Origin of the sequence: Flavobacterium fontis (assembly GCF_900129405.1) — a bacterium.
Lineage (GTDB): Bacteria > Bacteroidota > Bacteroidia > Flavobacteriales > Flavobacteriaceae > Flavobacterium > Flavobacterium fontis.
The window spans coordinates 174,375-198,913 of the sequence record NZ_FQVQ01000003.1 but is presented as its reverse complement, the minus strand read 5'-3'; the positions used below and the strand labels follow the sequence as shown (position 1 = coordinate 198,913).

Genomic DNA, 24,539 nt, shown 5'->3' with positions numbered 1-24,539 from the left:
GCATCCAAGGGGATGTAGCTCAGTTGGCTAGAGCGCTACGCTGGCAGCGTAGAGGTCGTGGGTTCGAGCCCCATCTTCTCCACTTAGTAAAAACGCATTAATCTAATAATCAGATTGATGCGTTTTTTATTTACTTAAATCTGTACGATTCTTGTACGATTGAAAAATTATTGACCCTTTTTTTAACTTTTTCCATGGCTAAAATATTTATTAATAAAAAGCTATGGAAAACAAAAACAACATCATTTACCCTGACGGGTATCAAATTTTCATTAAGGGTTTCACTTTTGTTGAAACTTACGCCAACAGTTTACCAACCGACACTAAAACGCTAAATAGTTTAAACAAACTATTAATTTATCCCAGTAATCCATTGGAGTGGGGTTATGATATTCCAGCCGTTATTAATAGAAATTCTTTGCATTTTGATTCCAACGGTTTGTTGCCAAAATATTTATATCAAGTCTGGCTATATAGTCCAAAAAGCATCAACGACCCGTTGGGTAAATACGAAGGGAGCCAATTGATTTGTAACTGGTTTGGTGATAGTATGGAACCTAGTATTTCGGCGCAACAGTATATTATTCAAAAGCTCTATAAATTTTCATGGCTGGATAAGGCGCAAAACATCATACCTTTTAACCCAAAAAGATAATTTATCTATAACCTTACTAAAAACGAACGAACACCTCCAATGTTTTACCTCTAATAGATGTTTTTTGATTAAGACTTACATAGCGTTTACCCGCTAATATAGATTCAAAAAAACACTCTAAAAAGATGTTTTATCCCAATCTCCCAAAAATTTTTCCTCGCCTCATCAAGGTTCTCATAGCTACCTATATTATGGGCGGGGGAAGGGACGGGGGTAACGGAGGGGGGTCATTTATTTTTTACAGTCCAGATTGAATTTTTTGTTTTTATTGGATAATCATAATCCTCAACATAACTTTTCTTTTCACTATCCAAAACATCTGAATATTCATGTCTGTAAACATCGTAAAGTATATTAAATAAAGACTTTAATGATTCGTAAGGCTCATTCGTTTCCTTGTCTTTTTGCTTCAACTGAAACATAAGCTCAGCACTGTCAATATTTAAAACAACATACAAACCCCAAAGAATGTCATATCTTTCTCTTAATTTTTCTGACACAGCATTAATCGCATTACCGATACATGACATTCTATATTGAATTGCATCTTGCGTCTTCATATCATTCTCAAACTTTTCTTCGTTTACGCCTCTCAAATAATGATTAATCAATTTTATTGAACCTAATGCAAACTCAATTCTTTCTTTATCGGTTAACTTATCAAAATTCATACACTTAATAGATTTATTTACCCCGTTATCCCACTCACAAACGTCTTCACAAACGTTACAATCTTATCTAGGATTCTATCACCCGTTTTCTTGCGTTCCAATATGGTGGGTTTGGTTCCTTCAATTAAATCCAGTACCTCATCACGTAACGGCTCTTGTTCTGAAAATAAATAATTCTCAATAAGCTGTTCTGTCCGCTCTGGGGATAAATTCTCCTCGGTTACGATTTTATTAAAGGCCTTGACTTGTTCCTCACTCCAGAATTTATCAAACTCTTGGGGTATGGTTTCGCTGTCTTCAATAATGGGCAAATTCTCTTTAATGAAGCGTTCTATCAATTCTCTCTTGCTTCTCAATTCGGCTTCACCACTCAATAAATTTATTATATCGGCCTCGGTCTTAACTGCATCCTTTTTGTTATCGGTCTTTAACTTCATTAGCAATTGGAGTATGTAGGCCACGTTGATGTCGTCACGGTGCAACAACTCCAATTCAAAATCAACATCCTCTAGTATGGACACTTTGTCTTTTTCATGTTCGGTTCTAACCTTATCATGCAAATCCAAGTACTTGCTCTTGTAATCTTCAAACTCTTGTTCTTCCATTTCAAGGTCTGACCAACTGAAATCGGCAAAGGCTGTCATGGTATTGCGAATACGCATTAACTCACGAAACGCCTTTATAAACTCCAGTTCTTCGTCCTCGGTTCTTAGTTCATTGACAGCATCTACACTTGGAACCAACTCTAGTAACCTTTGATAGGCCTCATTAAATTTAACCGCATAATCTTCATACGGTTTCATTATAATCACATCAACAGCATCTTTGTTGCTGAATAGCGTAATTGCCTCGTCAGTGGCTCCTTTTAAGTTACGGAACACCACAATATTACCTTGGGACTTCATCTCATTCAACACCCTATTGGTGCGTGAATAGGCTTGAATTAAACCGTGGTATTTTAAGTTCTTATCAACGTACAAGGTGTTCAATGTAGGGCTGTCAAAACCCGTTAAAAACATATTGACCACCAGTAGAATATCAATCTTACGTTCCTTTACTCTCTTGGATATGTCGTTGTAATAGTTGTAGAAGCTCTCGCTGTCTTTGGTGGAAAACTTGGTATCGAATAACTGGTTGTAATCGACAATAAATTCATCCAGTTTCTCCCGACTGTGGGCTTGTAATCCATACAACGCTCTGGGTTCTTCCACCACCGATAATTCATCGGGCAAAAAGCCGTTGGCATCGGCATCGTTTTCATTGGCTGAATAACTGAATATGGTGGCAATGTTTAAACTGTGTTCACCCGCTAATCGTTTCTTTTTGAATATTTCGTAATACTTAATCAGCGTATCGACACTACTTACACAAAACATTCCCGTGAAGTTACGACTGTGTGTTTTACGGTTATGGTGTGCCACGATGTAATCCACTATTTTTTCCAATCGTGAAGGGTGTTCCATTAACTCCTTGGTGTCGATGTCTTCTACTTCAATATCGATGTTGGTATTGCGGTCTTCCTTCTGTTTGTAGCGACCCACGTACTCCACAGAAAACTTCAACACGTTTTCGTCTTTGATAGCATCGGTTATCACATACTTGTGTAAACAATCCCCAAACAGTTCTTTGGTGGTTCTACGACCTAATTCATTTTTAACGGAATTGTCCGCAAATATTGGGGTTCCCGTAAAGCCAAAGAATTGAATATTGTTAAAGAAACTCTTGATACGGTTATGGGTTTCACCGAACTGGCTACGGTGACATTCATCGAAGATAAAGACAATACGTTCGTCTTTCAAACGATTCATCTTTTCTAAGTGCTGTTTCTTGCTAATGGCCGTATTGAGCTTTTGGATGGTGGTAACTATCAACTTGGAATCGTCCGTAAATTTATCCACCAGCATCTTGGTATTGTCGGTTCCGTCGATGCTTCCTTTACTAAAGCTATTGAACTCTTTGGTGGTCTGATAATCCAAGTCTTTACGGTCAACCACAAACACCACTTTTTTAACTTGTGGTAAATTCATTATAATCTGGCTTGCTTTGAAGGAAGTTAGCGTTTTACCGCTTCCAGTAGTGTGCCAGATATACCCATTGTTCACGCTATTCTTAACTCTATCAATCAACGCCTCTACGGCATAGAATTGATACGGTCGTAACACCATGGGGATTTTATGGGTTTCATTGAGTACAATGTACTTACAAATCATTTTACTGATATGGCACGGCTCTAAAAACTCGCTGGTAAATCCGTTGAGAATATTGGTTAATCGTTTGTTTTCTTTGTCCGTCCAGTAAAACGTTTGTTTGAACGATTGGTTACGGTTGTTGGCGTAATACTTAGTATTTACCCCGTTGCTAATCACAAAGATTTGAATGTATTGGTATAACCCCGAATTGGAACCAAACGAATGACGTTGATAGCGATTGACTTGATTAAAGGCTTCTTTTAACTCGAGGCCTCTACGCTTCAATTCAATCTGTACCAACGGCAAGCCGTTGATCAAAATCGTTACATCGTAACGATTTTGATACTTCCCTTCAACAGATACTTGATGCGTTACTTGAAACTGATTTTGACACCAATGTTCGGTATTAATAAATTCAAAGTATAAGTTGTCCCCGTTGTCCCGAATAATGTGTTGTTTCTCCCGAAGCGTTTTGGCTTTTTCAAATACCGACCCTTTGGATAAAATATTCATCACCCGTTCAAACTCGGTGGCCGAGAATTGAATACGGTTGTGCTTTTCCAACTGGGTTTTTAAGTTGGCAATCAGTTCTTGTTCATTGGTGATGCTGGCCAAACCGTACCCCAATTTTTGGAGCTGGGCGACCAGTTGTGCTTCTAATATGGCTTCGGATTGTTTACTCATTTATTATTTCCAAAAAGGGTCATTTTGCCAATCTAACATATTTCCGTTACCGTCACTTGATATTCCTATGTATTGTATTGGCACACTTGGGTATCTTGAAAACAAATCGATAAGTTTATGTCGTAAGCCATTTTCAGGATTTGCCCTTAAAAGCATATACCGAAGTGCACTTAAAAAATAAAATAATCGTTTGTTGTTCTCAAATTGTTTAGCTATCCAAATCCCCTTTGGCTTTTGAAGTTTATCAGGTTCAATAGCAAGCTCTCTGTTCCATAATCTACTGTGGTGTGCACAAATATTTCTAACATAAGTCAAAGTGTGCAGCCACGATGTAAAAACAGTATGGTGCAAGTCAAAAAAATCAGCTATTCGTTTTTTATCAGAATTGTTACTCAATCCTCTATACAAATGTGAAAGCTCCCCGATTGTTAAAAGTTCAAAACACATCCAACTTGGTGGATTAGCTGGAACACCATACTCATTCATGTAGTGTTTTATAAAAGTTTCTGGTGTTCTTGCAGTTTTGGCTTTTGATATAATAGTTTGAAAATCAGAATAAGGGTCAATTAGATTGCCAATTTTATTGTAATAAGGCGTAATAAAGTGAGCCTTGTTGTCATGCCAATGACTATCGTTGTAAAAAATTGCCATTTGATAAATCATCTGTGTTCTAATAGCAACTTCAACTCGTTCTATACAATCAAAAACTAATAAACGAAGTTCTCTGTCAAAAGAATAGGTTTCAATAATTTTTTCAAAAGTTGTTCCGTTATCAAATTTGTCTTTCACCTTTTGATAAGGCAAAAAATAGGCGCTTAGTCGGTAATAACTTATTTCTTGAAGATACGACAATGCTTTTGGCTCATCGCCAACTTCTAGACCTCTACTTTTCAGTAGATTTAACTGGTCTTGGAAACTAAGTGGGGCTTTGTTATATACCTTCTTCATTAGTTTATAAAAAGAAAAGACCCCCTAAGTGTGCATCGTTGAGAGGCATAGGAGGTGTATTATTGTTGGTAAAATTACTGTCTTCCAAAAATGACCCGTATGCAGTTCTTATGGTATGCTCAACGGATACTGTTGATGCAAAATTATAAATATTTTTATTATTTCTAATCATTTTTAAAATAAAATTAATAAATCTTTGGAATACAATTATTTATATCAACAAAATAGCTGCTGCAACAATCCCTTTTTCCATTGCTCTAAACCGTCTAACTCCGAATGGCAATGGGCAATTTTATCATCAATAGCTGATAGGAAATTAGCGATTTTGGTTTGTTCTTCTTCACAAGGTACTTCAATCATCAATTCTGAATATATTGAAATCCAATGCCTACCATGTCCACCTATTTCAAAATTAATCATTTGCATCGCTTCATAAACAAACTTGATATTCATTGATTCTTTGGCTGTCAATATCTTCATTGCAGAAGATTTAGCTTTAAAAGGGAAATCAACAAATTGGCTGGCAGTTGTAAAGTCATCAAAAATGATTACTGGAAGTCCATTTTCATATATGCCAAATTCTTCATTTGTATATCCCAAAATGAAAGTTTTTCCAGCCGTAACAACTGGAATACTATATGAATTGTCATATTCTGTACTTTCAACTAAATAACTTGTTGGTTGAGTATAATCTAAACAATTCCCCAACTTTTTCTCCTCCCAATCAGGATAATTTGTCCCGTCTTCCTTTTTAAATCGTATCTCTTGGGAAAACAGTTGTTGCATCATTCCTTTTTTGTACTGCTCCAACAATTCCTTTTTCTTTTTCAAGGCTTGCAATTTGTCGTCCACTGCGGTGAGGAAGGAGGCGATTTTGGTTTGTTCTTCTTCACTCGGAATACATATCTCTGCTTCTCTTAAAGTTTTTAAAGATAGATTCTTGATAGTTGAACCAGTTAACTCAGAATAAAAATAATTTTGAATTTTATTTGAGTTTAGTATGTGATAATAAAAATCTGGATTAGAATAGAACTTAAAGTATCCTACACTTTTTCCCAACATTACTTTTTCTCCATTATACCTTGAAACATTACCTATTGTTCCGTTGATTGAAATTAATATCGAATTTTTATTGAGTTTTTTATCGTTAAGAATAAAAACCTCATTATCAACGCGTTTAGTGTTTTCATTAATTGAAATCAATCCATTTATCAAGTTGTTACCATTAATAAAAAATATATCTGAATCTTCAGAATAAATTGGTGTACCATGCAAACCATCACCAATCCTCTCTGTTAGTTCTTCCATTTTTTTTACAGCCCATTGGTCTTTGAAATTTGGGAACCTCAACTTCGGTATGTATGTATATTTTGTCATGTTTATTTTTTTAGTCATTTGGTTAACACGTTTTTGAAACATGTTAACGAAAGTGTGTTTTTATTAACACGTTTTTGAAATGCGTTAATTAAATCAACGTTTGGTTTACCTATTATAACTTATAGTCATACTGCGAGAATAACTGCATTAGCCCGACATTGATATAATAATTATCACGCCCAATTTTAATTTTTTCCAACAGCTTGTTTTCGTCCTTTGAAATCGTTTCTAAATACTTTGAAGATGTCTGGCGTGTTACAGCCAAATCTTCTTCTAAAAATTCGATTTTAGTATACGGATGTTTAAATATGTTATTCAGTAAATCTTGACTGTAAATTTTGGGATATTTTTGGCGTATAATTGACTTGTAACGCATCATTTCTGTTTTGATAGCTTTGATAAGTTCAGTACTCTGTTTGGCCACACTTATAATGGCTTCTAAGATATATAGCACCCAATCTTCCCAATTACCATTATCTCTAACATCTTGCAACAATCGGTAATATTCAGCTTTGTTTTGAATGATGTATCGACTTAAATACAAGGTTGGAAAGTCTAATAAATCCTTTGAAATCAGATACAGTATATTGATAATCCTACCTAACCTTCCGTTTCCGTCATAAAAAGGGTGTATACTTTCAAATTGGTGATGAATTACAGCCATTTTAACCAAATGGTCTAAATCATCTAGTGTATCATCATTGATATACTCTACCAAGTTGCGCATCAGAGCAATAATTTCATTAGCGGTTTGTGGAGGGGTATACACAACCTCTTTTGTTTTATCATTCTTTAAATCGGTACCAGGGACTTTTCTGTAACCAGCATCATTCTGTTCCAAAACACCATGAATTTCAAGAATATGACCATTGGTAATCAGTTTATCTTTTTGAACTAACTCAAAACCTTTTTTTAGTGCTAAAGAGTATCGTTGAACTTCTTTGGCTGCAATATTTTTTACCAAATTCATATTCAACTCCGCACGAAACAACTCATCGTGAGTGGTTATAATATTTTCCACCGCTGAACTGTCTTTGGCTTCTTGTAGAGCCAGAGTATTCAACAAAATACCTACATTGGGCACAGTTGCATGAACCCCTTTCAATTCAGCCAAAGAAGCTCTAGCCTCGGCAACTTTTTTGAGAACTTTTTTGGTTTCAAGGTCGACTTCTAGGGGCAATGTTGGAATTGAATATTTGTTCATTAGAATGGCGTTGTTATGTTTAACTCTACACAAAAACTAGCAATACGTTGGTCGATGTCTTTTAACTCATTTTCCAGCGATTTAAGCTCATTGGCCACTTGGTTGATGTCAATGGATTCCTCTGTCACAAAAGTGTCCACATAGCGCGGTATATTCAAGTTGTAATCGTTGTCGGCTATCTGTTGCAACGTAGCACGTTTACTGTACTTATCTTCTTCCAGTCGGTTGCGGTAGGTGGACACAATTTTTTCAATATGTTCCTCTCTCAAGACATTTTGGGTTTTCACTTTTTCAAAATGTTGGCTGGCATCAATAAACAAGACATCCTCTGGACTTTCTTTGCACTTCTTGAATACCAAGATACACGTTGGAATACTGGTTCCATAGAATATGTTGGCTGGCAATCCAATCACCGCATCCAAGTAATTACGATTCTCAATCAAATAACGTCGAATGTGTTGTTCTGCACTACCACGGAACAAGGCGCCATGCGGTAATACAACGGCCATACAGCCATTATCGGCCAAGTGATGCACCATGTGGCATACAAAAGCAAAATCGGCCTTGCTTGACGGTGCTAACTTGCCGTACTGTGAAAATCGGTCGTCAGTTGTAAACAAAGGGTTGGCACTCCATTGCGCTGAAAACGGTGGATTGGCCACAATCGCTTCAAACGTCAAGTCTTTGTGTTGTGGGTGCTCTAGGGTGTCTTCTTGTTTGATGTCAAACTTGCGGTAATGTACCCCGTGCAATATCATGTTCATTCGGGCCAAGTTATACGTGGTACGATTGAGTTCTTGACCGTAAAAGTTGCTTACTTCCTTAACTTCACGGGCTACCCGTAACAGTAACGAACCAGAACCACACGTAGGGTCGTACACCGACCTCAACTTGTCTTTACCCGTTGATACAATTTTAGCCAGAATCATACTCACCTCTTGTGGGGTATAGAACTCACCAGCCTTTTTGCCAGCCCCGCTGGCAAATTGACTGATAAGATATTCATAGGCATCACCCAGCACATCCAATTCGGTGCTTTCGAGCTTGAAGTCGATTTTATCCAAATGGGTTAATACCTTCACCACAATCTCATTTCTGGCTTCGGGTGATTTCCCCAACTTGGTGCTGTTCAAATCCATGTCCTCAAACAGATTGTCGAAGTCGTCTTCGCTCTCTGTCCCCATGGTACTTAATTGAATGTTGGTGAGGATTTTTTGCAAATCTTCTAGGATGAAATTGCTCTGACCCTCCACATCATTGTTGCCGCGTTTCACCACTTCGCTGAACAGTTCATCAGGTTTCAAAAAGTAGCCCAACCGTTCGAGCGATTCCTCTTTCACCGCTTCCACGATTTCAAGGGTTTGGCTATCGGTTGCTGTTAGGCTTCGGAATGAAATTCCGTCTTGTTTGAGTATATCGTTGGCAAACAACTCCATTTTCTCGGCCAAGTACTTATAGAAAATAAAGCCGAGAATATAATCCCGAAATTCGTCGGCGTTCATTTTACCTCTAAGGGTGTTGGCGATGTTCCAGAGTTGTTGTTCTAGGATGCGTTTTTGGTCTTCTGACATGGTGCTTAATTTTCTTAACTACTTATTTGACGAATATACAACAAGAATCAGTTATTCCAAAGAATCACCGTATTACCTTGGCATTAATAGCCTCAATAATCTCCTAGGAAAAGTCCAATTTAGTTTGAAGACGTATACCTTATTCCCCTTTATTTTCTGCGCTCTTTTTGGTATTCCTCGGCTACTTTTTCCAATTCGGCATACCAATTATCTCCAAAGCGACGAATCAAGGCTTCTTTGACAAATTTATACACGGGTACTTGTAGTTCTTTACCCAGCGAACAAGCGGGATCGCAAATATCCCACCGATCGTAATTCACAGCAGCAAATTCGGTAAAATCCTTTATTCGGATGGGGTATAAATGACAAGAAACGGGTTTTTTCCAGTCGATTAGGCCTTCATTGTAGGCTTGTTCAATGCCGCACAAGGCAGTTTGACCGTCGAAAATGACATATGCGCAATCTTTGTTATCGATAAGAGGCGTTTCTAAATCTTGCTCTGTCCCGACCACCCAAGTTCCGAGGCGTTCGATAGCTTCAATGCCCTCGGGACGTAAATAGGATTTAATTTGGGGATAAATCGCCTCCAATATTTTTGTCTCCTCGGCGCTAAGCGGAGCCCCAGCATCGCCATCAACACAACAAGCCCCTTTGCAGGCTGTGAGGTTACACACAAAGTCTTTTTCTAAAATATCCTCCGACACAATGGTTTTCCCGAGTTGAAACATAGTATTTTTCTTTGTGGCAAAGATATTACTTTCTAAGTACTTGAAGACTGCCTGCTGCACCCATGCACTTGGGGATTGGTTGTCGGTTGTCGGTTGCCAGTTGTCGGTTGTCGGTTGCCGGTTGTTGGTTGTCGGTTGTTGGTTGTCGGTTGTCGGTATTCCACAAAGGGGGAATGATGATTAACGATTGTTGATTAACGATTGTTGATTTTTGAAAGTGCGACTGAACACTGTTGACTGAACACTGTTGACTGTACACTGTAGACTGAACACTGTAGACTGTACACTGTAGACTGAACACTGTAGACTGAACACCGCGCTAAGGGTGGTAGTGAAAAGCCCACAGCGAGGAACGAGCGCGGACTTGTAACGGACGACCTGACCCCGAGGACGAAAAACGGATAGAAATTGCCCACTTCACACCGAGGGGGAGCGCCCAAAAGATTAAAAATCAGGGGATTGAAATTTAACGGGAATTTAAAATTTGAATCTTTTTTTATGCCTTACTTTTGCAAAAAATTTCAACGGGTATGTGGGGCTTGGATTTTAGGGAGATTGTTACCATTAGTATGGTGCTTTTTGCAGTCATTGATATCGTCGGTACGATTCCGATAATTGTAGATTTACGGCAGAAATTTGGGCATATTGAATCGGAAAAAGCGTCGTTGGCGGCGGGGAGTATCATGATTACCTTTTTGTTTGCTGGGGAAGAGTTTTTGAAATTAATCGGCACGGACGTGTACTCGTTTGCGGTTGCGGGTTCGTTTGTCCTTTTCTTTTTGGCCTTGGAGATGATTTTGGGAATCAAAATTTATAAAGAGGAAGCCAATACTTCGGCCTCGATAGTGCCTTTGGCGTTTCCTTTGATTGCTGGGGCTGGAACGATGACCACCTTGCTATCGCTTCGGTCGCAATATGCTTCTATCAATATTGTGATTGCCATTTTTTTGAACGTGATTTTGGTCTACGGTGTATTGAAATCGTCGGCAAAAATTGAAAAGTTTTTGGGCAAAAATGGTTTGGGCGTTATTCGAAAAACCTTTGGAGTCGTGTTGTTGGCGATTGCTGTTAAATTATTTGCCTCTAATGTTAAAGCCCTCTTTTAGTCCCGCGATAAATGATTAAATTTGTCGTCAGAAAGTAAAACAATGAAAATCTTTACCACTTTATTAATCTTTATTGCCATTGCATTAGTGGTCGTTAATGTGATGATGTTGGATTTTGACCGTCCGTTTGAAGGGAACAGTTTGGTGGCCTTAATCGGAATCGTAGCTTCGTTTTGCGCTATTTTTATTCTTTTGATTTTCAAAATGTCGAAGCGCATCGAAGAGAAAATGAAAAACCAATAACATGTTTGACGTACTCATTATTGGCGGTGGCGTATCGGGAATGTCGTGTGCCTTGCTCTTGGGTTCGGCGCAACACAAACCTTTTGCGGCCAATAAAAAAATTGGCGTGATTACGCACCAAAAAGCTTCTTCTTTACAAAATGCGGTTTTCAATAACGCCTATGGTATTCCGGCAGGAACCACGGGTGCATCGTTGTTGGCGGAAAGTAAAACGCATTTGGCAGCTGTGTATCCGCATGTCATTCAACTCGAAACCCTGAAAATCACAGCGATTTCGGGCGAATTAAATCAGTTTACCCTAACAACCCATACGGGCGAAATTTTGGAAAGTCGTCGTGTAGTCATCGCTATTGGAGCTGGAAATCCGTTTCCCATTGCGGGACTGGAATCGTATGTTATCCCGCATCAAAAAGCCCATCCCGACAAAAACCGGTTGCAATTGCGCAACACCGATCATGTGGTAAAACCGGGATTGTATGTTTGTGGAACCTTAGCCGGGTGGCGGAGTCAATTGCCTATAGCCGCAGGAAGTGGCGCCTCGGTAGCGACAGATATTTTGACCGAATGGAACGATGGGATTCCGGTGCAAGTGCATGATAGCGTGAACCGCTAACGAATACGCACAACGCCCGCTTTTTTTAACATAGGGTCTTCTTGGAGAATGATTTTGTAGTAGGCAGTATCCCCAAACAACTGTCGAGCAAATTCGGCTTTTACATACCGTTGCACTAGGGATTTACTTTTTTCCCACTGCATTTGAACTCCAGACTTTTCCATATACTTTTCAAATTCAGGCAAAAAATCGGCTGTTGTTTCATAGTTTTTTTGAAACTGCTCAAAGGTCCAGCCCGCAAATCGATTGCGGTTGTTGTCCAATTGTTCAAATACAAAATGGCCTACAATACCCGTTTTCAAAACATAGGCTACATTTTCTTCGCCCACAGCACTTTCTAGGGGAACAAAAACATCGGGAACAATGCCGCCTCCCCCATACACCGTTCGGCCTTTCTTGGTTTTAAACTTGAGTGAATCGGCTACTTTAACCTTTTGGGGTTGTGTGAGTTCACCCGATTCGTAGCGGTGTTCGTATTCCCCATGGTAGGCTTCGGACTCGCCTTTTTTGTAGGGTTTTTGTATCGAACGGCCACTGGGAGTAAAATAACGTGCAACGGTTAAACGCACTGCCGAACCGTCGTCAAAATTCATTTCTCGTTGCACCAATCCCTTGCCAAAAGAGCGTCTTCCCACAATTTGCCCGCGATCATTATCTTGAATCGCTCCGGCTAGAATTTCACTCGCCGAGGCTGAATTTTCATCGATGAGCACGGTTACTTTCCCCGATTCAAACAAACCTTCCTCGGTGGCATACATTTTTTCAACCGCGCCTTTTTTATTTTTGGTAAAAACAATTAAATCATTTTCGGGAAGCAGTTCATCGGCAATAGCAATCGCTGATTCCATCACCCCGCCGCCGTTTTCGCGTACATCAATAATAAGTGCGCGCATGCCTTTCTTTTTCAACTGGAGCAAGGCTTCATGAAACTCTTCTCCGGTCGTTTCGGCAAAACGTTCAATTTTGATATAACCCGTGTTCCCATCGAGGAGAAGGGCAACTTCCACACTTTTCAATGGGATAACGTCGCGAATGACTTGGGTGGTAAATGTTTTGCGCGTTTTCTTGCGATATACGGTCAGTTGAATCTTGGATAAGGGTTCGCCTCTCAACGTATTGTACAACGACTCGGATTTTAATTTTTTCCCAAATAAAGGTTTTTTTCCCGCATACAATATTCGGTCTCCCGCTTGGATTCCAGCTTTTTCTGCGGGTCCCCCCGGAATGGGTTTGATCACTGCAATCGAATCATTGTAGGTATAAAAATTAATCCCAATGCCTACAAAATCGCCGCGCATATTATCGGCCAACAGCGTTTGTTCTTGGGGGGTAACATACACCGAATGCGGATCTAAATTGGCTAAAATACCCGTCACCGTAACATCGACGATAGAGTCGGTTTTTACCTCATCTACATACTCGTTCTCGATAAAATTCAACAACCGATTGAGTTTACTGCGGTACTCTTGCTTTGTCACTTTGGCAGGAATCGGATAGTTCACGAGTCCACCTATGACGATGCCGAGCGCCACACAGGAGAAAAAAAGAAACGGTATGTAAATTTTAGGAATACGCATAGGTGTACCGAAAAATAAATAACGCTAAAAAAGGAATATTTCGTTTATTCTAGATCTTCCATTTGAACCACTTCAACCCCGGCCTTAGTCAAGAAATCGATGCCCGAAGTATCGCGGTAGCCCTTTTGGTAAACCACTCTTTTGATGCCCGATTGGTGAATGAGTTTGCTGCATTCTCGGCACGGAGAGAGGGTAATGTATAACGTTGCATTCTCACACGATTGGGTAGAGCGCGCCACTTTGGAAATGGCGTTGGCCTCGGCATGAAGCACATACCATTTGGTTAAACCCTCGTCATCTTCGCAACAATTTTCAAATCCCGAGGGCGTACCGTTGTATCCGTCCGAAATGATCATTCGATCGCGTACGATGATGGCTCCTACCTGTTTGCGTTGGCAATACGACAATTTACTCCACTCGGCAGCGATGCGCAGATACGCTTTATCGTATTTGATTAACTTCTCCTTTTTCATGGTCTCTAAAATACTACTTTTTCGTTGAACTAGGGCTCCCAAATGGGATTTTGTGCCAACAAAGGAAGGATAATTCCGAGAACAATCGCTGAAAAAACCAGAATAAATTCTCGTTTGGAAAAACGAAAAAGTGTTAAAAACACAAAGGACAGCAACAATACCACCAAAACAATAATGAGTTGCGCCGCTTCGATACCTAAAGCAAAAGCCAGCATCGGAAGCATTTTATCGGGGGCTTCCCCTGGGAGCAAATCTTTAAAATAATTGGAGAACCCCAACCCGTGAATTAGACCAAAAAACAAAGTAATACCCCCGATGAAAGTAAGGTTTTCTTTGGGCTTGGATTTTCCCGCGGTTGCCAAATTATAAAGCGCTGTCAGCAAAATCGTTATGGGAATAAGAAATTCAATCAAGGTGGGTTGCACCCGAACGATATTCAATACCGCCAAAAACAAGGATAAGGTGTGCCCCAACGTGAAAAGAGACACCAACAAAAGGATCCGTTTCCAGTCTTTTCCTGTGTAGGGAACCGTGAGCACCACCAAAAAAAGCAAGTGATCGTAGCCGTTTAGGTCGAGTACATGTTCGAGACCGAATTTAAAAAAAATCCAGAAATCAGTCATAGCATTGCAAAAGAAGGTTAATTAGGGTAAACTTACAATATATTTTCATAGTGAAAAAACCCAGCGGTAAAATCGGCATTTTTTTAGTCATATTTCAGAAAAAGCGGTATTTTTAGCGCATAAAATCAATAGTATTATGTCTATAGCAGATTTATTTGACAGTGAGTTCAAAAGCCGAAATAAAGGGCATTTTTCAGCCATCGTTCGTGTGGCCATTGCCGATGGCGATTTAACCAATGAGGAGAAAAACTTCTTGGATAAATTGGCCGTGCAGTTGGAAATTTCTGATGAAGAATATGCCGAAATTTTGGCCAATCCTTTAAAATATCCTATCAATCCTCCCTACTCCTATGCGATGCGATTGGAGCGATTGTACGATTTATCACGAATGGTTTACGCGGATAAAGTGTTAGGCCCAAAACAAAAGGAAATCCTGACGCGTTTTGCCTTAGCCTTGGGCTTTACCCCAGGAAACGTTCAGTATATCGTGGACAAAGCGTTGTCGCTATTAGTACTCAACGCCGATTTGGACACCTTTGTGTACGAAATGCGACACATGTACAAATAACAAAAAAGTCCCGCATGTTCGGGACTTTTTTTTCAAGTTTACATAACAATTATAGCGCGTCACGCATAAATTCTTCTGCTTTCGTCACCATATTCTCGCTTCCGCAAAAAAACGGCACCCGTTGATGTAATTCGGTAGGTTGAATTTCCATAATTCGTTGGTAACCGTCGGAGGCTTTTCCCCCAGCTTGTTCAGCGATAAAAGCCATCGGATTGCATTCATACAACAGTCTCAATTTGCCCTTGGGGGCTTTGAAACTCGTGGGATAAATATAAATTCCGCCTTTGATCATATTGCGGTGCATGTCGGACACCAAACTCCCAATGTAGCGCGACGTATAGGGACGATCACCTTCTTCCAACTGGCAATACTTAATATAATTTTTGACGCCTTGTGGAAAATGTACGTAATTCCCTTCGTTTATCGAATAAATGGTTCCGTTTTTCGGGTATTGCATGTTGGGATGCGAAAGGTAAAAGGTGCCAATGGCTGGATTGAGTGTAAACCCATTCACCCCATGTCCCGTAGTGTAAACCAGCATCGTCGAGGTGCCATAAATTACATACCCCGCGGCCACTTGGTTAACACCGGGTTGCAAAAAATCGTCCAAAGTAACGGGCGTTCCCACAGGAGTAACCCGTCGAAAAACCGAAAATATAGTTCCCACCGAAACGTTCACATCAATATTGGAAGAACCATCTAGTGGATCCATCAGGACCACATATTTATTGTTGTGGCTATTGTCACTGCCCGCCACCGTGATAAAATCATCGTTTTCTTCGGAGGCAATCCCACACACAATTTCGCGATTGATCAGGGTTTGAATAAATACTTCATTGGCATACACATCCAATTTTTGCTGGTCTTCGCCTTGCACGTTGGTATCGCCCGCAGCGCCCACAATATCAACCAATCCCGCTTTGTTTACTTTGTAATTTACGACCTTAGCCGCCAAGCGAATAGAGTTGATAATGCGCGATAATTCGCCTGTTGAATACTGAAAATCGGTTTGTTTCTCAATGATAAATTCCCCTAAGGTTTTGTTGCGTTCTTCCATTTACGAAATCGTTGTAGTTGTGCTGCAAATATCCTATTTTTTCGGAATTAATTCGACAATTCGGGAGAAAATAATTCTACGCCCAATTCCCGCGACTTCCTGTATCTTTGTATGACCTAAAAAACCGAAAAATGAAAGCAAAACATCTCATCCCCATTTTGGCTATAACCGCCATCCCATGGATTACCTCAGCGCAAATCAACCTTGGCGAACGAGCACTTGGAGCCCTTCAAAAAGGCGTCGCTGGATTTACATTTTCCAATGAGCAAGCCGCCGCTTTGGCCAAAGAAGGCGTTCGAAAACTCGATTCGGCCAACGTGGTAGCAGGACCCAATGACGGATATACCTTGCGTCTGAATCGCGTTTTTGGCAAACACGCTAATGAAAACGGATTACAACTCAACTATAAAGTCTATTTAACCAAAGAAGTCAACGCATTTGCCTGTGCCGATGGCAGCGTGCGCGTGTATTCGGGATTGATGGATATCATGGACGATAGCCAACTGTTGGCCGTCATTGGTCATGAAATCGGTCATGTGGTCAATGAAGATTCAAAAGATGCCATGCGGGCCGCTTTGAAAAAAAGTGCTGTTTTGGACGCGCTCGCTTCCCAATCGGATAAAATTGGTAAAGTAACCGACGGAGAGGCAGGGCAAATTGCCAGCGTTTTGCTCGATAGTAAACACAGCCGCAGCCAAGAAAATGATGCCGATACATTTGCCTATGATTTTATGAAAAAACATGGCTATGATGTCAATGCGGTAGAATCGGCTTTTTTAATTTTAGCCAAACTCAGCGAAGGTGGGCAGTCCGACTTTATCAGCCGTATGTTGAGTTCGCATCCCGACCCTAACAGTCGTGCACAAAAAGCTCGCGAACGCGCCATCGCCGACAACCGTTACAAAGCGTATGTCCAAAAACCCATCAACAACAGAGCGCCCGTGGTAAAAAAACCTACCACAAAACGTCCTACCAAAAAGAAGAAAAAGTAATGACTATCCGTCCCGCCCAACCAAGCGACATGAAGCAGGTGCTCGAACGAATTCGAGAGCTGGCTGTTTTTGAAAAAGAACCCGAAGCCGTGGTCATCACCGAGGCCGACTTGATTCGCGATGGATTCTCTGATCCGCCGCTATTTAAATGTTTGGTGGCGGAAGAACAGGATATCGTGTTGGGTATTGCCCTTTTTTACTTTCGGTATTCCACTTGGAAAGGGAAAACGATTCATTTGGAAGATTTGATTGTCAAAGCCTCCGAACGAGGGCGCGGCATTGGAATGGCATTATACCGTGAAGTAATCCGTCGTGGAAAAGAAGAAGGCGTGCGCCGTATCGAATGGGCCGTTTTGGACTGGAATACGCCCGCAATTCAGTTCTACGAAAAAACGGGCGCGCGTGTACTACCGGATTGGCGTGTGGTACAAATGGACGAAAACGGTATCGCCACCTTTTTGGAAAAAAAGGGATAATTTTTAATTTGTTTAGGCGCCCTGAAAAGAAGAATTGCTTAGTTTTGGATTTCATTTTTTTTAAATCCCAATCTTCATGAAATTATTCAAATTTGGTGGGGCCTCTGTAAAAGATGCCGAAGGTGTAAAAAATGTGTTGCATGTACTGCAAACCGTGGGACACGAAGAGGTGGTCATCATCGTTTCGGCTATGGGCAAAACCACCAATGCTTTGGAAGAAGTGATCAAGAACTACTTCGAAAAATCGAAAGCCTTTCATGCCTCGCTTCAGGAAGTGCGAAAATACCACAACCAGATTTTGTTGGAATTGTTTGACGATGAAAACCACGAGGTGTTTTATGCCGTCAACAGTCATTTTGCCGATTTAGAATATTTCTTACGCAGCAACAAATCGCCCAATTACAACTTTGTGTACGACCAAGTAGTGAGTTATGGCGAAATTGTTTCTACCACCATTGTCAGTCATTATTTCAATGAAAAAGGGTTGTCCAATCAGTGGGTAGATGTGCGCAATTTGATCAAAACCGATGCAACTTACCGCGATGCTTTGGTCGATTGGGATCAAACACAAAAGCGTATTTCCAAACAAATCAAGAAAAAAGGACTTTACATCACCCAAGGATTTTTAGGTTCAGATGAAAACAATTTCACCACCACCTTAGGTCGTGAAGGTTCGGATTATACGGCGGCGATTTTTGCCTATTGCATTGGGGCCGAGAGTGTGACCATTTGGAAAGATGTACCCGGTGTTTTGAATGCCGACCCACGGTACTTTGAAAACGCTACCCTTTTACACCAAATCTCCTACCGAGAAGCCATTGAGTTGGCATTTTATGGGGCTTCCGTCATTCACCCCAAAACCTTACAACCGCTGCAGCGCAAAGAAATTCCTTTGTACGTAAAATCGTTTGTCAATCCGTTATTGCCAGGCACAAGCGTTTCTAAAGGAGCCGATCTCGAACCCAAAACAGCTTGTTTTATTGTGAAAAAAAATCAGCTACTCATTTCGTTGTCGGCCATCGATTTCTCTTTCATTATGGAGGAAAACATCAGCGAAATTTTTGCGCTTTTACACCAATATAAAATTAAAGTCAGCCTAATTCAAAACACCGCCATTAGTTTTACCGTCTGCGTAGAGGATAAATTTGGCCATTTTGAAAAACTGAAATCGGTGCTTTCTAAAAAGTTCAAAGTCGCCTACAACGAAAATGTTTCTTTGTATACCATTCGCCATTTTACTCCTGAAGCCGCGACCATGGTTGAAAAAGGAAAAACCGTTTTGGTACGACAAACCTCACGAGAAACCCTTCAATTGGTTACTAAAGAATAATTCCTGATTTTTAGCGTTCCATAATCACCAAGGAAATACTACTTTTGAAGGACACGAGTGATTACGGGTATGCGGATATTTTGGGCATGGGTACTACTTTTCGGTTGTTTTTGGGGTTTGTCGGCACAAGAAGTGGGCGGACCTTTCAAAAGCAAAAAAATTGCCTATTCCCGTGATACCCTCACCTTGCATCCGGTGAGTATTTTAAAAACGGCCTTCCAGCTCACTGATGCCCGTGGAAATCCCATTGATACTGCATATTACGCTGTAGATTACTCCCGTGCCAAACTGTGGTTCGCTCCTCAATTTCAGTCGAAAGACTCCTTAACGGTTCGGTTTCAAACCTTTCCTGAGTTTCTTACTAAATCGTATGCCCAATACGATAGTAAACGGGTCGTACCCAACGAAGCGGGAATTTTGGTCACCGTAAAAAAAGACCCCATCAGTACCTTCAAGCCTTTTGATGGACTTACGACCACGGGGAGTATTAGCCGCGGGATTACCATTGGAAACAACCAAAATGCTACGGTAAATTCTAATTTGGACCTACAAATCAGCGGGAAAATTTCGGATAAAGTAAGTTTGCGCGCTTCAATTCAAGACAGCAACATTCCGCTACAAGATGGCGGGTACTCGCAACGACTGGATGAATTTGATCAAATCTTCGTCGAACTTTTTTCCGACAAATGGAGCATTCGCGCGGGGGATTTGTTTTTGGAAAATCGGCATTCCAAATTTTTGAACTTTAACAAAAAAGTGCAAGGCATCAACACCCGATTTACATTGGGTGGCCCCAAAAACAAAACCGAACTCTTTGCCTCAGGGGCTGTCGTTCGCGGTCAATATGCTCGAAGTAGTTTCACAGGACAAGAAGGCAATCAAGGGCCCTATAAATTGCGGGGAAACAACGGCGAATTGTTTGTATTGGTTATTTCAGGCTCGGAACGTGTTTTCGTCAACGGGATTCTATTGACCCGGGGTGAAAACAACGACTATATCATCGATTACAACGCGGGTGAAGTGCGTTTTACCTCCCTTTTTCCTATTACTTCAGAGATGCGAATTGTTATCGAATACCAATATGCCGAGCGTAGCTATACCCGATTTGTTACCTATGGCGGCGTGCATCATCAAAATGAAAATTGGAACATTGCCGGGTATGTATATTCAGAAAATGATGTGAAAAATCAGCCGTTACAACAAAGTCTAACGGGTGAACAAGTGGCCGTGTTGCAAAATGCTGGGGATAACCTCAACTTAATGGCAGCGCCCTCGGCCTTTGAGGACACTTTTTCTGAGAATAAAATTTTATACAAAAAAGTACTCGTGGGCACCACAGAAATCTTTGAATTTTCAAACAATCCCTCCGATACTTTGTTCAATGTCACCTTTACGTTGGTGGGTGCCAATCAAGGAAATTATATTTTGGCCAACAACAATGCGGTGAGTAAAATTTACCAATATGTAGCACCAATTGGCGGGGTTCCTCAGGGGAATTTCGAACCCATCACGCGATTGATTGCGCCCGTGAAATTGCAAATTGCAACGGTATTGGGAGGATATAAACCCAATGAAAAAACAGCGTTGGACTTTGAAGTGGGCGTGAGCAACAACGATTTGAACCTCTTCTCGGCCTTGGACGATGGGAACAATCAAGGTGTGGCGGCGAAATTTAATGGAAAACAGCGATTGTACACGGGCACTTTTTCGATCAATGCTTTGGCTAATGTGCAGTTGATTCAACAGGATTTTCGTACGGTCGAGCGCTTGTTCAATATTGAATTTAATCGGGATTGGAATCTGAATACCGCCGTGACGGGAACCCAACTTTTGGCGGGAACGGGCTTGGAATTTGATTTTAAAACCAAAGGTGCTTTCGCGTATCAATTTGAGCGCCTCGATTTGGGAACCGTTTTCGCTGGAAATCGACACAGCATCAAAGGACAGTTTCGCGATACCAAATGGTGGATCGTGCAACAAGCCAGTGCGCTGGAAAGTCAAGGAACGCTTACCCAGAGTCGTTTCACCCGCAATCGTTCGGTGGTGAAGCGGCATTGGGGCAAAAATTGGGTCGGTGGCGAACAAAATTGGGAGGATAATGAAGAAAAAGACGCCACCACAGGAAACTTGAGTGCCTTGAGTCAGCGGTTTCGTGAAGTAGGCCTTTGGGTGGGACGCGGCGATACGACCAAAGTCTTTGTTGAAATGGGTTGGTACCACCGAAAAAACGATAGTTTGCAAAATGGAGCCGTACGACGGGTGAATACTTCCAACCGATTTTTTCTAAAAACACGGTTGTTGCAAACCGCCAAATCCAATTTACTTTTGTTTGCCAACTACCGCCGATTGACCTACAACGATGCAGCGCGACCCGACGAACCCTCGTTAAACTCGCGATTGGTCTACAACGATCGGTATTGGGGACAGTTGGTACAAGTGACAACCGCGGTTGAAACGGCCTCAGGTACGTTGCCGCAACAAGAGTTTACGTATTTGGAGGTAAATGCTGGGCAGGGGGTATATATGTGGAACGATTATAATGGAAACGGCATTCAGGAATTACAGGAGTTTGAAGTCGCCCCTTTTCCTGATTTAGCCAAATACGTTCGGGTATTTTTGCCCAATCAAATTTTTGTGAAAACACATCAAAACAAATTTTCACAATCCCTTATTCTCAATCCAGCGACATGGATAAATGCCAAAGGATTCAAAAAGTTGTTGTCTCATTTTTACAACCAAACCGCCTTCACCATTGATCAAAAAACACAACGGGTAGGCGAACGTTTTCATCTAAATCCTTTTGACCCTGGTTCAGAAAACTTGTTGGGGCTCAATGAATCGTTTCGCAACAGTTTGTTTTTTAATCGGGGACGTCAGTTGCATTCCATGACCTATACCTATTTAGTCACCAAAGTGCGCACCCTACTCTCGGTGGGATCACAAGAAAATCAGCTGCGTTCCCATCAGTTGCAATACGCCCATTTGTGGCGCAAAACATGGTTATTCAATTTTGAATCGTCGTGGAGTTCAAGCACCGGTATTTCAGACAACTTTGCCGCTCGAAATTTTGAATTGGAAGCCACCCAATGGTTGCCCAAAGTATCGTATTTGTTTTCGGCCAACACGAGTGTGAGTCTTTTCTACGAACAAAAATCCAAAAAGAATATACTTACCGACGGCGAGCAACTCCACCAACAACGGTTTGGCGCGTCTATCAATTACATTGGGTCGAAACAGTTCACTTTAACGGGTGAATATTCGTACTACCAAAATGACTTTACGGGTAATACGAACAGTCCCGTTGCTTTCCAAATGTTGGAAGGATTACAACCGGGACGCAATGGGACTTGGCGCATTTTGCTACAGAAAAATTTGACAAAATATTTAGACCTCAACCTCAACTACCTCGGCCGACAGTCGGAAAACACCAAGACCATACATACCGGGAGTGTACAATTGCGCGCTTTTTTCTAAAAAGGTGCACTTTTGGAACTATAATTTTTGTACTTTTAAGAGTCAAATTTAAATCCTAACCCTATGAAAAAACTCATTCTGCTCTGTGTGGCATTCTTCTGTTTGCAAGTTGTAGGAGCGCAAGAAGCCAAAGAAAAAGCCAAAAAAGCCAAGAAAGAAACTGAAAAAGTAGTGCAAGACAAAAAAGCAAAAGCAAAAAAAGAGACTCAAAAACTCAAAAAAGACGGCACTCCAGACAAACGCTTCAAAGAAAATGCAAAAGAGGAAGCAAAAGCCCCATTAAAAAAAGACGGCACTCCCGATAAACGATTTAAAGAAAATCAAGCGGCGGCTAAAGGAGAAGCCAAAGCGGCCGAAGGAAAAGCCAAAGCGGCGGGCAACAAAGCCAAAGCCAAAGCTAAAAAATTGAGCGCTGCTGAAGAGAAAGAAGATTTAAAAGAATCAACGCTATCTAAGGCCGCTGAAAAAAAGGTAAAAGACAAAGTGACGGGCACGTATAAAGGACGAAAAGTGTATACGGGGCCTCGTGGTGGAAAATATTACATCAATAAAAACGGAAACAAGACTTATATTGACGGCGAGCAAGAAGAGTAAAAGGTGTATCCAAAAAACTAAAAACCGTTTCTATCGAGAAGCGGTTTTTTTATTTACATTAACACAACATTCAGCGCCTCCGAAAACCCAACGAAAATTATTTACTCCTTTTCCGAAAACCCTTGATTTTTCAGCGGTTTATCAAAAAATGGACTTCTATTTCCTTGTTTTTCAATACGTTATAAAATAGTTAAAAAGAAGAATTTTCTTACGCGTTGTTAAAAACTAAAGCCGATTGTGGATAAGTTTGACTTTCTTTTTTACGGGTATTTGACCAAATTTGTAACAGTCAGAATTACGTTAATAAAATCCTAAAAAAAGAAAAACACTATGGCAATTGCGGAACCCATTCTACAGGACAACAAAGACCGATTTGTAATTTTCCCCATCAAACACCATGATATTTGGGAATGGTATAAAAAACAAGAAGCCTGTATTTGGACGGCGGAGGAAATCGATTTGCACCAAGACTTAAACGATTGGAACAACAAATTGAACGATGATGAACGCTATTTTATCAAACATATTTTGGCCTTTTTTGCGGCTTCCGACGGAATTGTCAACGAAAACTTGGCCGAGAACTTCGTTAGTGAAGTACAATACCCCGAGGCTAAATTTTTCTACGGTTTCCAGTTGATGATGGAAAACATTCACAGTGAAACCTATTCGCTTTTGATTGACACTTATGTGAAAGATGAAGCTGAGAAAAATCAATTGTTTCATGCCATTGAAGTCTTCCCTGCTATCAAAGAAAAAGCAGAATGGGCGTTAAAATGGGTACAATCGCCCAATTTTAATGAACGACTCATTGCGTTTGCCGCCGTAGAAGGTATTTTCTTTTCAGGATCGTTTTGTTCGATTTACTGGTTGAAAAAACGCGGGTTAATGCCCGGACTTACCTTCTCCAACGAATTAATTTCGCGTGACGAAGGAATGCATTGCGATTTTGCCGTTCACTTACACAACCACCATTTGGTGAATAAAGTTTCGAAAGAACGCATTACCGAAATTTTAACCGATGCGTTGGATATTGAGCGTAAATTCATCACTGAGTCGTTGCCGGTGAGTTTGATCGGCATGAATTCCAAATTAATGACCCAATATCTCGAATTTGTTACCGACCGTTTGTTGGTAGAATTGGGATGCAATAAAGTATTCAACGTGACCAACCCCTTCGATTTCATGGACATGATTTCGTTGCAAGGAAAAACAAATTTCTTTGAAAAACGCGTTTCCGAATACCAAAAAGCCGGCGTGATGAACAATGACTCCAGCACACAGAAAATTAGCTTTGACGCTGATTTTTAATTCGCAAAATCAAACCTAAATACTGCTCCGGGAGGAGTTACAACCGATTCGGAAGACCTTCGCTGTCGCCGCATCAAA

Annotated in this window: 22 protein-coding genes and 1 tRNA gene; 12 read left to right on the top strand and 11 right to left on the bottom strand. The window is 40.8% G+C overall.

Translation table 11 applies throughout. The features are described 5' to 3' along the window. Window positions 1-8: 8 nt before the first annotated feature. Together BUC17_RS04340 and BUC17_RS04335 are read left to right on the top strand one after the other, a co-directional pair. Window positions 9-82 (top strand) — tRNA-Ala (locus tag BUC17_RS04340). A 141-nt stretch (window positions 83-223) separates the two neighbouring features. Further along, window positions 224-655, top strand: a complete 432-nt coding sequence (locus BUC17_RS04335; protein WP_073361975.1) for a hypothetical protein — start codon at window positions 224-226, stop codon at window positions 653-655. Window positions 656-882: 227 nt separating this feature from the next. On the opposite strand, the gene BUC17_RS04330 is transcribed toward BUC17_RS04335, so the two are convergent. The 7 genes from BUC17_RS04330 to BUC17_RS04300 all read right to left on the bottom strand — a co-directional run bounded on the left by BUC17_RS04330 (window position 883) and on the right by BUC17_RS04300 (window position 10,027). Next, window positions 883-1,326, bottom strand: coding sequence for a HepT-like ribonuclease domain-containing protein (locus BUC17_RS04330; RefSeq protein ID WP_073361973.1), 444 nt, complete (start codon window positions 1,324-1,326; stop codon window positions 883-885). A gap of 17 nt (window positions 1,327-1,343) precedes the next feature. Beyond that, window positions 1,344-4,199 carry a type I restriction endonuclease subunit R gene (locus BUC17_RS04325; protein WP_073361971.1) on the bottom strand — a complete coding sequence of 952 codons (2,856 nt, stop codon included), beginning with the start codon at window positions 4,197-4,199 and terminating at the stop codon, window positions 1,344-1,346. Between the two features lie 3 nt (window positions 4,200-4,202). Continuing rightward, window positions 4,203-5,147, bottom strand: coding sequence for an Abi family protein (locus tag BUC17_RS04320; RefSeq protein WP_073361969.1), 945 nt, complete (start codon window positions 5,145-5,147; stop codon window positions 4,203-4,205). A gap of 216 nt (window positions 5,148-5,363) precedes the next feature. Beyond that, the gene (locus BUC17_RS04315) at window positions 5,364-6,566 is read right to left on the bottom strand and encodes a restriction endonuclease subunit S (RefSeq protein WP_143161709.1); all 1,203 of its coding nucleotides are present in this window, start codon (window positions 6,564-6,566) and stop codon (window positions 5,364-5,366) included. 70 nt (window positions 6,567-6,636) lie between these two features. Beyond that, window positions 6,637-7,728, bottom strand: a complete 1,092-nt coding sequence (locus tag BUC17_RS04310) for a Fic family protein (RefSeq protein WP_073361967.1) — start codon at window positions 7,726-7,728, stop codon at window positions 6,637-6,639. Next, window positions 7,728-9,299 (bottom strand): type I restriction-modification system subunit M, encoded by a 1,572-nt coding sequence (locus BUC17_RS04305; protein ID WP_073361965.1) that lies wholly within the window; start codon window positions 9,297-9,299, stop codon window positions 7,728-7,730. The genes BUC17_RS04310 and BUC17_RS04305 overlap by 1 nt, the downstream gene beginning before the upstream one ends. A 149-nt stretch (window positions 9,300-9,448) precedes the next feature. Beyond that, entirely contained in the window at window positions 9,449-10,027 is a 579-nt protein-coding gene (locus BUC17_RS04300) for a DUF3109 family protein (protein ID WP_073361963.1), read from the bottom strand. A gap of 530 nt (window positions 10,028-10,557) precedes the next feature. On the opposite strand from BUC17_RS04300, the gene BUC17_RS04295 reads away from it, so the two are divergent. From BUC17_RS04295 to BUC17_RS04285, 3 genes are read left to right on the top strand one after another with little or no spacing between them, the layout of a single operon-like run. Then, on the top strand, window positions 10,558-11,133 hold the full coding sequence (locus tag BUC17_RS04295) for a MarC family protein (RefSeq protein WP_073361961.1): 576 nt from the start codon (window positions 10,558-10,560) through the stop codon (window positions 11,131-11,133). A gap of 42 nt (window positions 11,134-11,175) precedes the next feature. Then, entirely contained in the window at window positions 11,176-11,376 is a 201-nt protein-coding gene (locus tag BUC17_RS04290) for a hypothetical protein (RefSeq protein ID WP_073361959.1), read from the top strand. A gap of 1 nt (window position 11,377) precedes the next feature. Next, window positions 11,378-11,989: an FAD-dependent oxidoreductase gene (locus tag BUC17_RS04285; RefSeq protein ID WP_073361957.1), complete on the top strand. Its 612-nt coding sequence runs from the start codon at window positions 11,378-11,380 to the stop codon at window positions 11,987-11,989. Here the strand turns inward: BUC17_RS04285 and BUC17_RS04280 are convergent. The 3 genes from BUC17_RS04280 to BUC17_RS04270 are packed head-to-tail and all read right to left on the bottom strand — an operon-like array spanning window position 11,986 to window position 14,662. After that, entirely contained in the window at window positions 11,986-13,566 is a 1,581-nt protein-coding gene (locus BUC17_RS04280; protein ID WP_073361955.1) for a S41 family peptidase, read from the bottom strand. The two genes, BUC17_RS04285 and BUC17_RS04280, sit on opposite strands and share 4 nt — an antisense overlap. Before the next feature lie 44 nt (window positions 13,567-13,610). Further along, window positions 13,611-14,039, bottom strand: coding sequence for a deoxycytidylate deaminase (locus BUC17_RS04275; RefSeq protein WP_073362075.1), 429 nt, complete (start codon window positions 14,037-14,039; stop codon window positions 13,611-13,613). Between the two features lie 29 nt (window positions 14,040-14,068). Then, window positions 14,069-14,662 (bottom strand): HupE/UreJ family protein, encoded by a 594-nt coding sequence (locus tag BUC17_RS04270; protein ID WP_073361950.1) that lies wholly within the window; start codon window positions 14,660-14,662, stop codon window positions 14,069-14,071. Window positions 14,663-14,798: 136 nt separating this feature from the next. Between BUC17_RS04270 and BUC17_RS04265 the strand changes: the two genes are divergently transcribed. Continuing rightward, entirely contained in the window at window positions 14,799-15,230 is a 432-nt protein-coding gene (locus BUC17_RS04265; RefSeq protein WP_073361948.1) for a tellurite resistance TerB family protein, read from the top strand. Window positions 15,231-15,279: 49 nt separating this feature from the next. On the opposite strand, the gene fbp is transcribed toward BUC17_RS04265, so the two are convergent. Beyond that, the gene (gene fbp, locus BUC17_RS04260; RefSeq protein WP_073361946.1) at window positions 15,280-16,287 is read right to left on the bottom strand and encodes a class 1 fructose-bisphosphatase; all 1,008 of its coding nucleotides are present in this window, start codon (window positions 16,285-16,287) and stop codon (window positions 15,280-15,282) included. 131 nt (window positions 16,288-16,418) lie between these two features. Between fbp and BUC17_RS04255 the strand changes: the two genes are divergently transcribed. From BUC17_RS04255 to BUC17_RS04230, 6 genes are all read left to right on the top strand, one after another. After that, entirely contained in the window at window positions 16,419-17,279 is an 861-nt protein-coding gene (locus BUC17_RS04255) for a M48 family metalloprotease (RefSeq protein ID WP_073361944.1), read from the top strand. Then, window positions 17,279-17,755 carry a GNAT family N-acetyltransferase gene (locus tag BUC17_RS04250; protein WP_073361942.1) on the top strand — a complete coding sequence of 159 codons (477 nt, stop codon included), beginning with the start codon at window positions 17,279-17,281 and terminating at the stop codon, window positions 17,753-17,755. The genes BUC17_RS04255 and BUC17_RS04250 overlap by 1 nt, the downstream gene beginning before the upstream one ends. 76 nt (window positions 17,756-17,831) lie before the next feature. Beyond that, the gene (locus BUC17_RS04245) at window positions 17,832-19,085 is read left to right on the top strand and encodes an aspartate kinase (RefSeq protein ID WP_073361940.1); all 1,254 of its coding nucleotides are present in this window, start codon (window positions 17,832-17,834) and stop codon (window positions 19,083-19,085) included. 69 nt (window positions 19,086-19,154) lie between these two features. Then, window positions 19,155-22,559, top strand: a complete 3,405-nt coding sequence (locus BUC17_RS04240) for a hypothetical protein (protein WP_073361938.1) — start codon at window positions 19,155-19,157, stop codon at window positions 22,557-22,559. Window positions 22,560-22,622: 63 nt separating this feature from the next. Beyond that, on the top strand, window positions 22,623-23,153 hold the full coding sequence (locus tag BUC17_RS04235; protein ID WP_073361936.1) for a hypothetical protein: 531 nt from the start codon (window positions 22,623-22,625) through the stop codon (window positions 23,151-23,153). Window positions 23,154-23,483: 330 nt separating this feature from the next. Next, the gene (locus tag BUC17_RS04230) at window positions 23,484-24,461 is read left to right on the top strand and encodes a ribonucleotide-diphosphate reductase subunit beta (protein WP_073361934.1); all 978 of its coding nucleotides are present in this window, start codon (window positions 23,484-23,486) and stop codon (window positions 24,459-24,461) included. The last annotated feature ends 78 nt before the right edge of the window (window positions 24,462-24,539 follow it).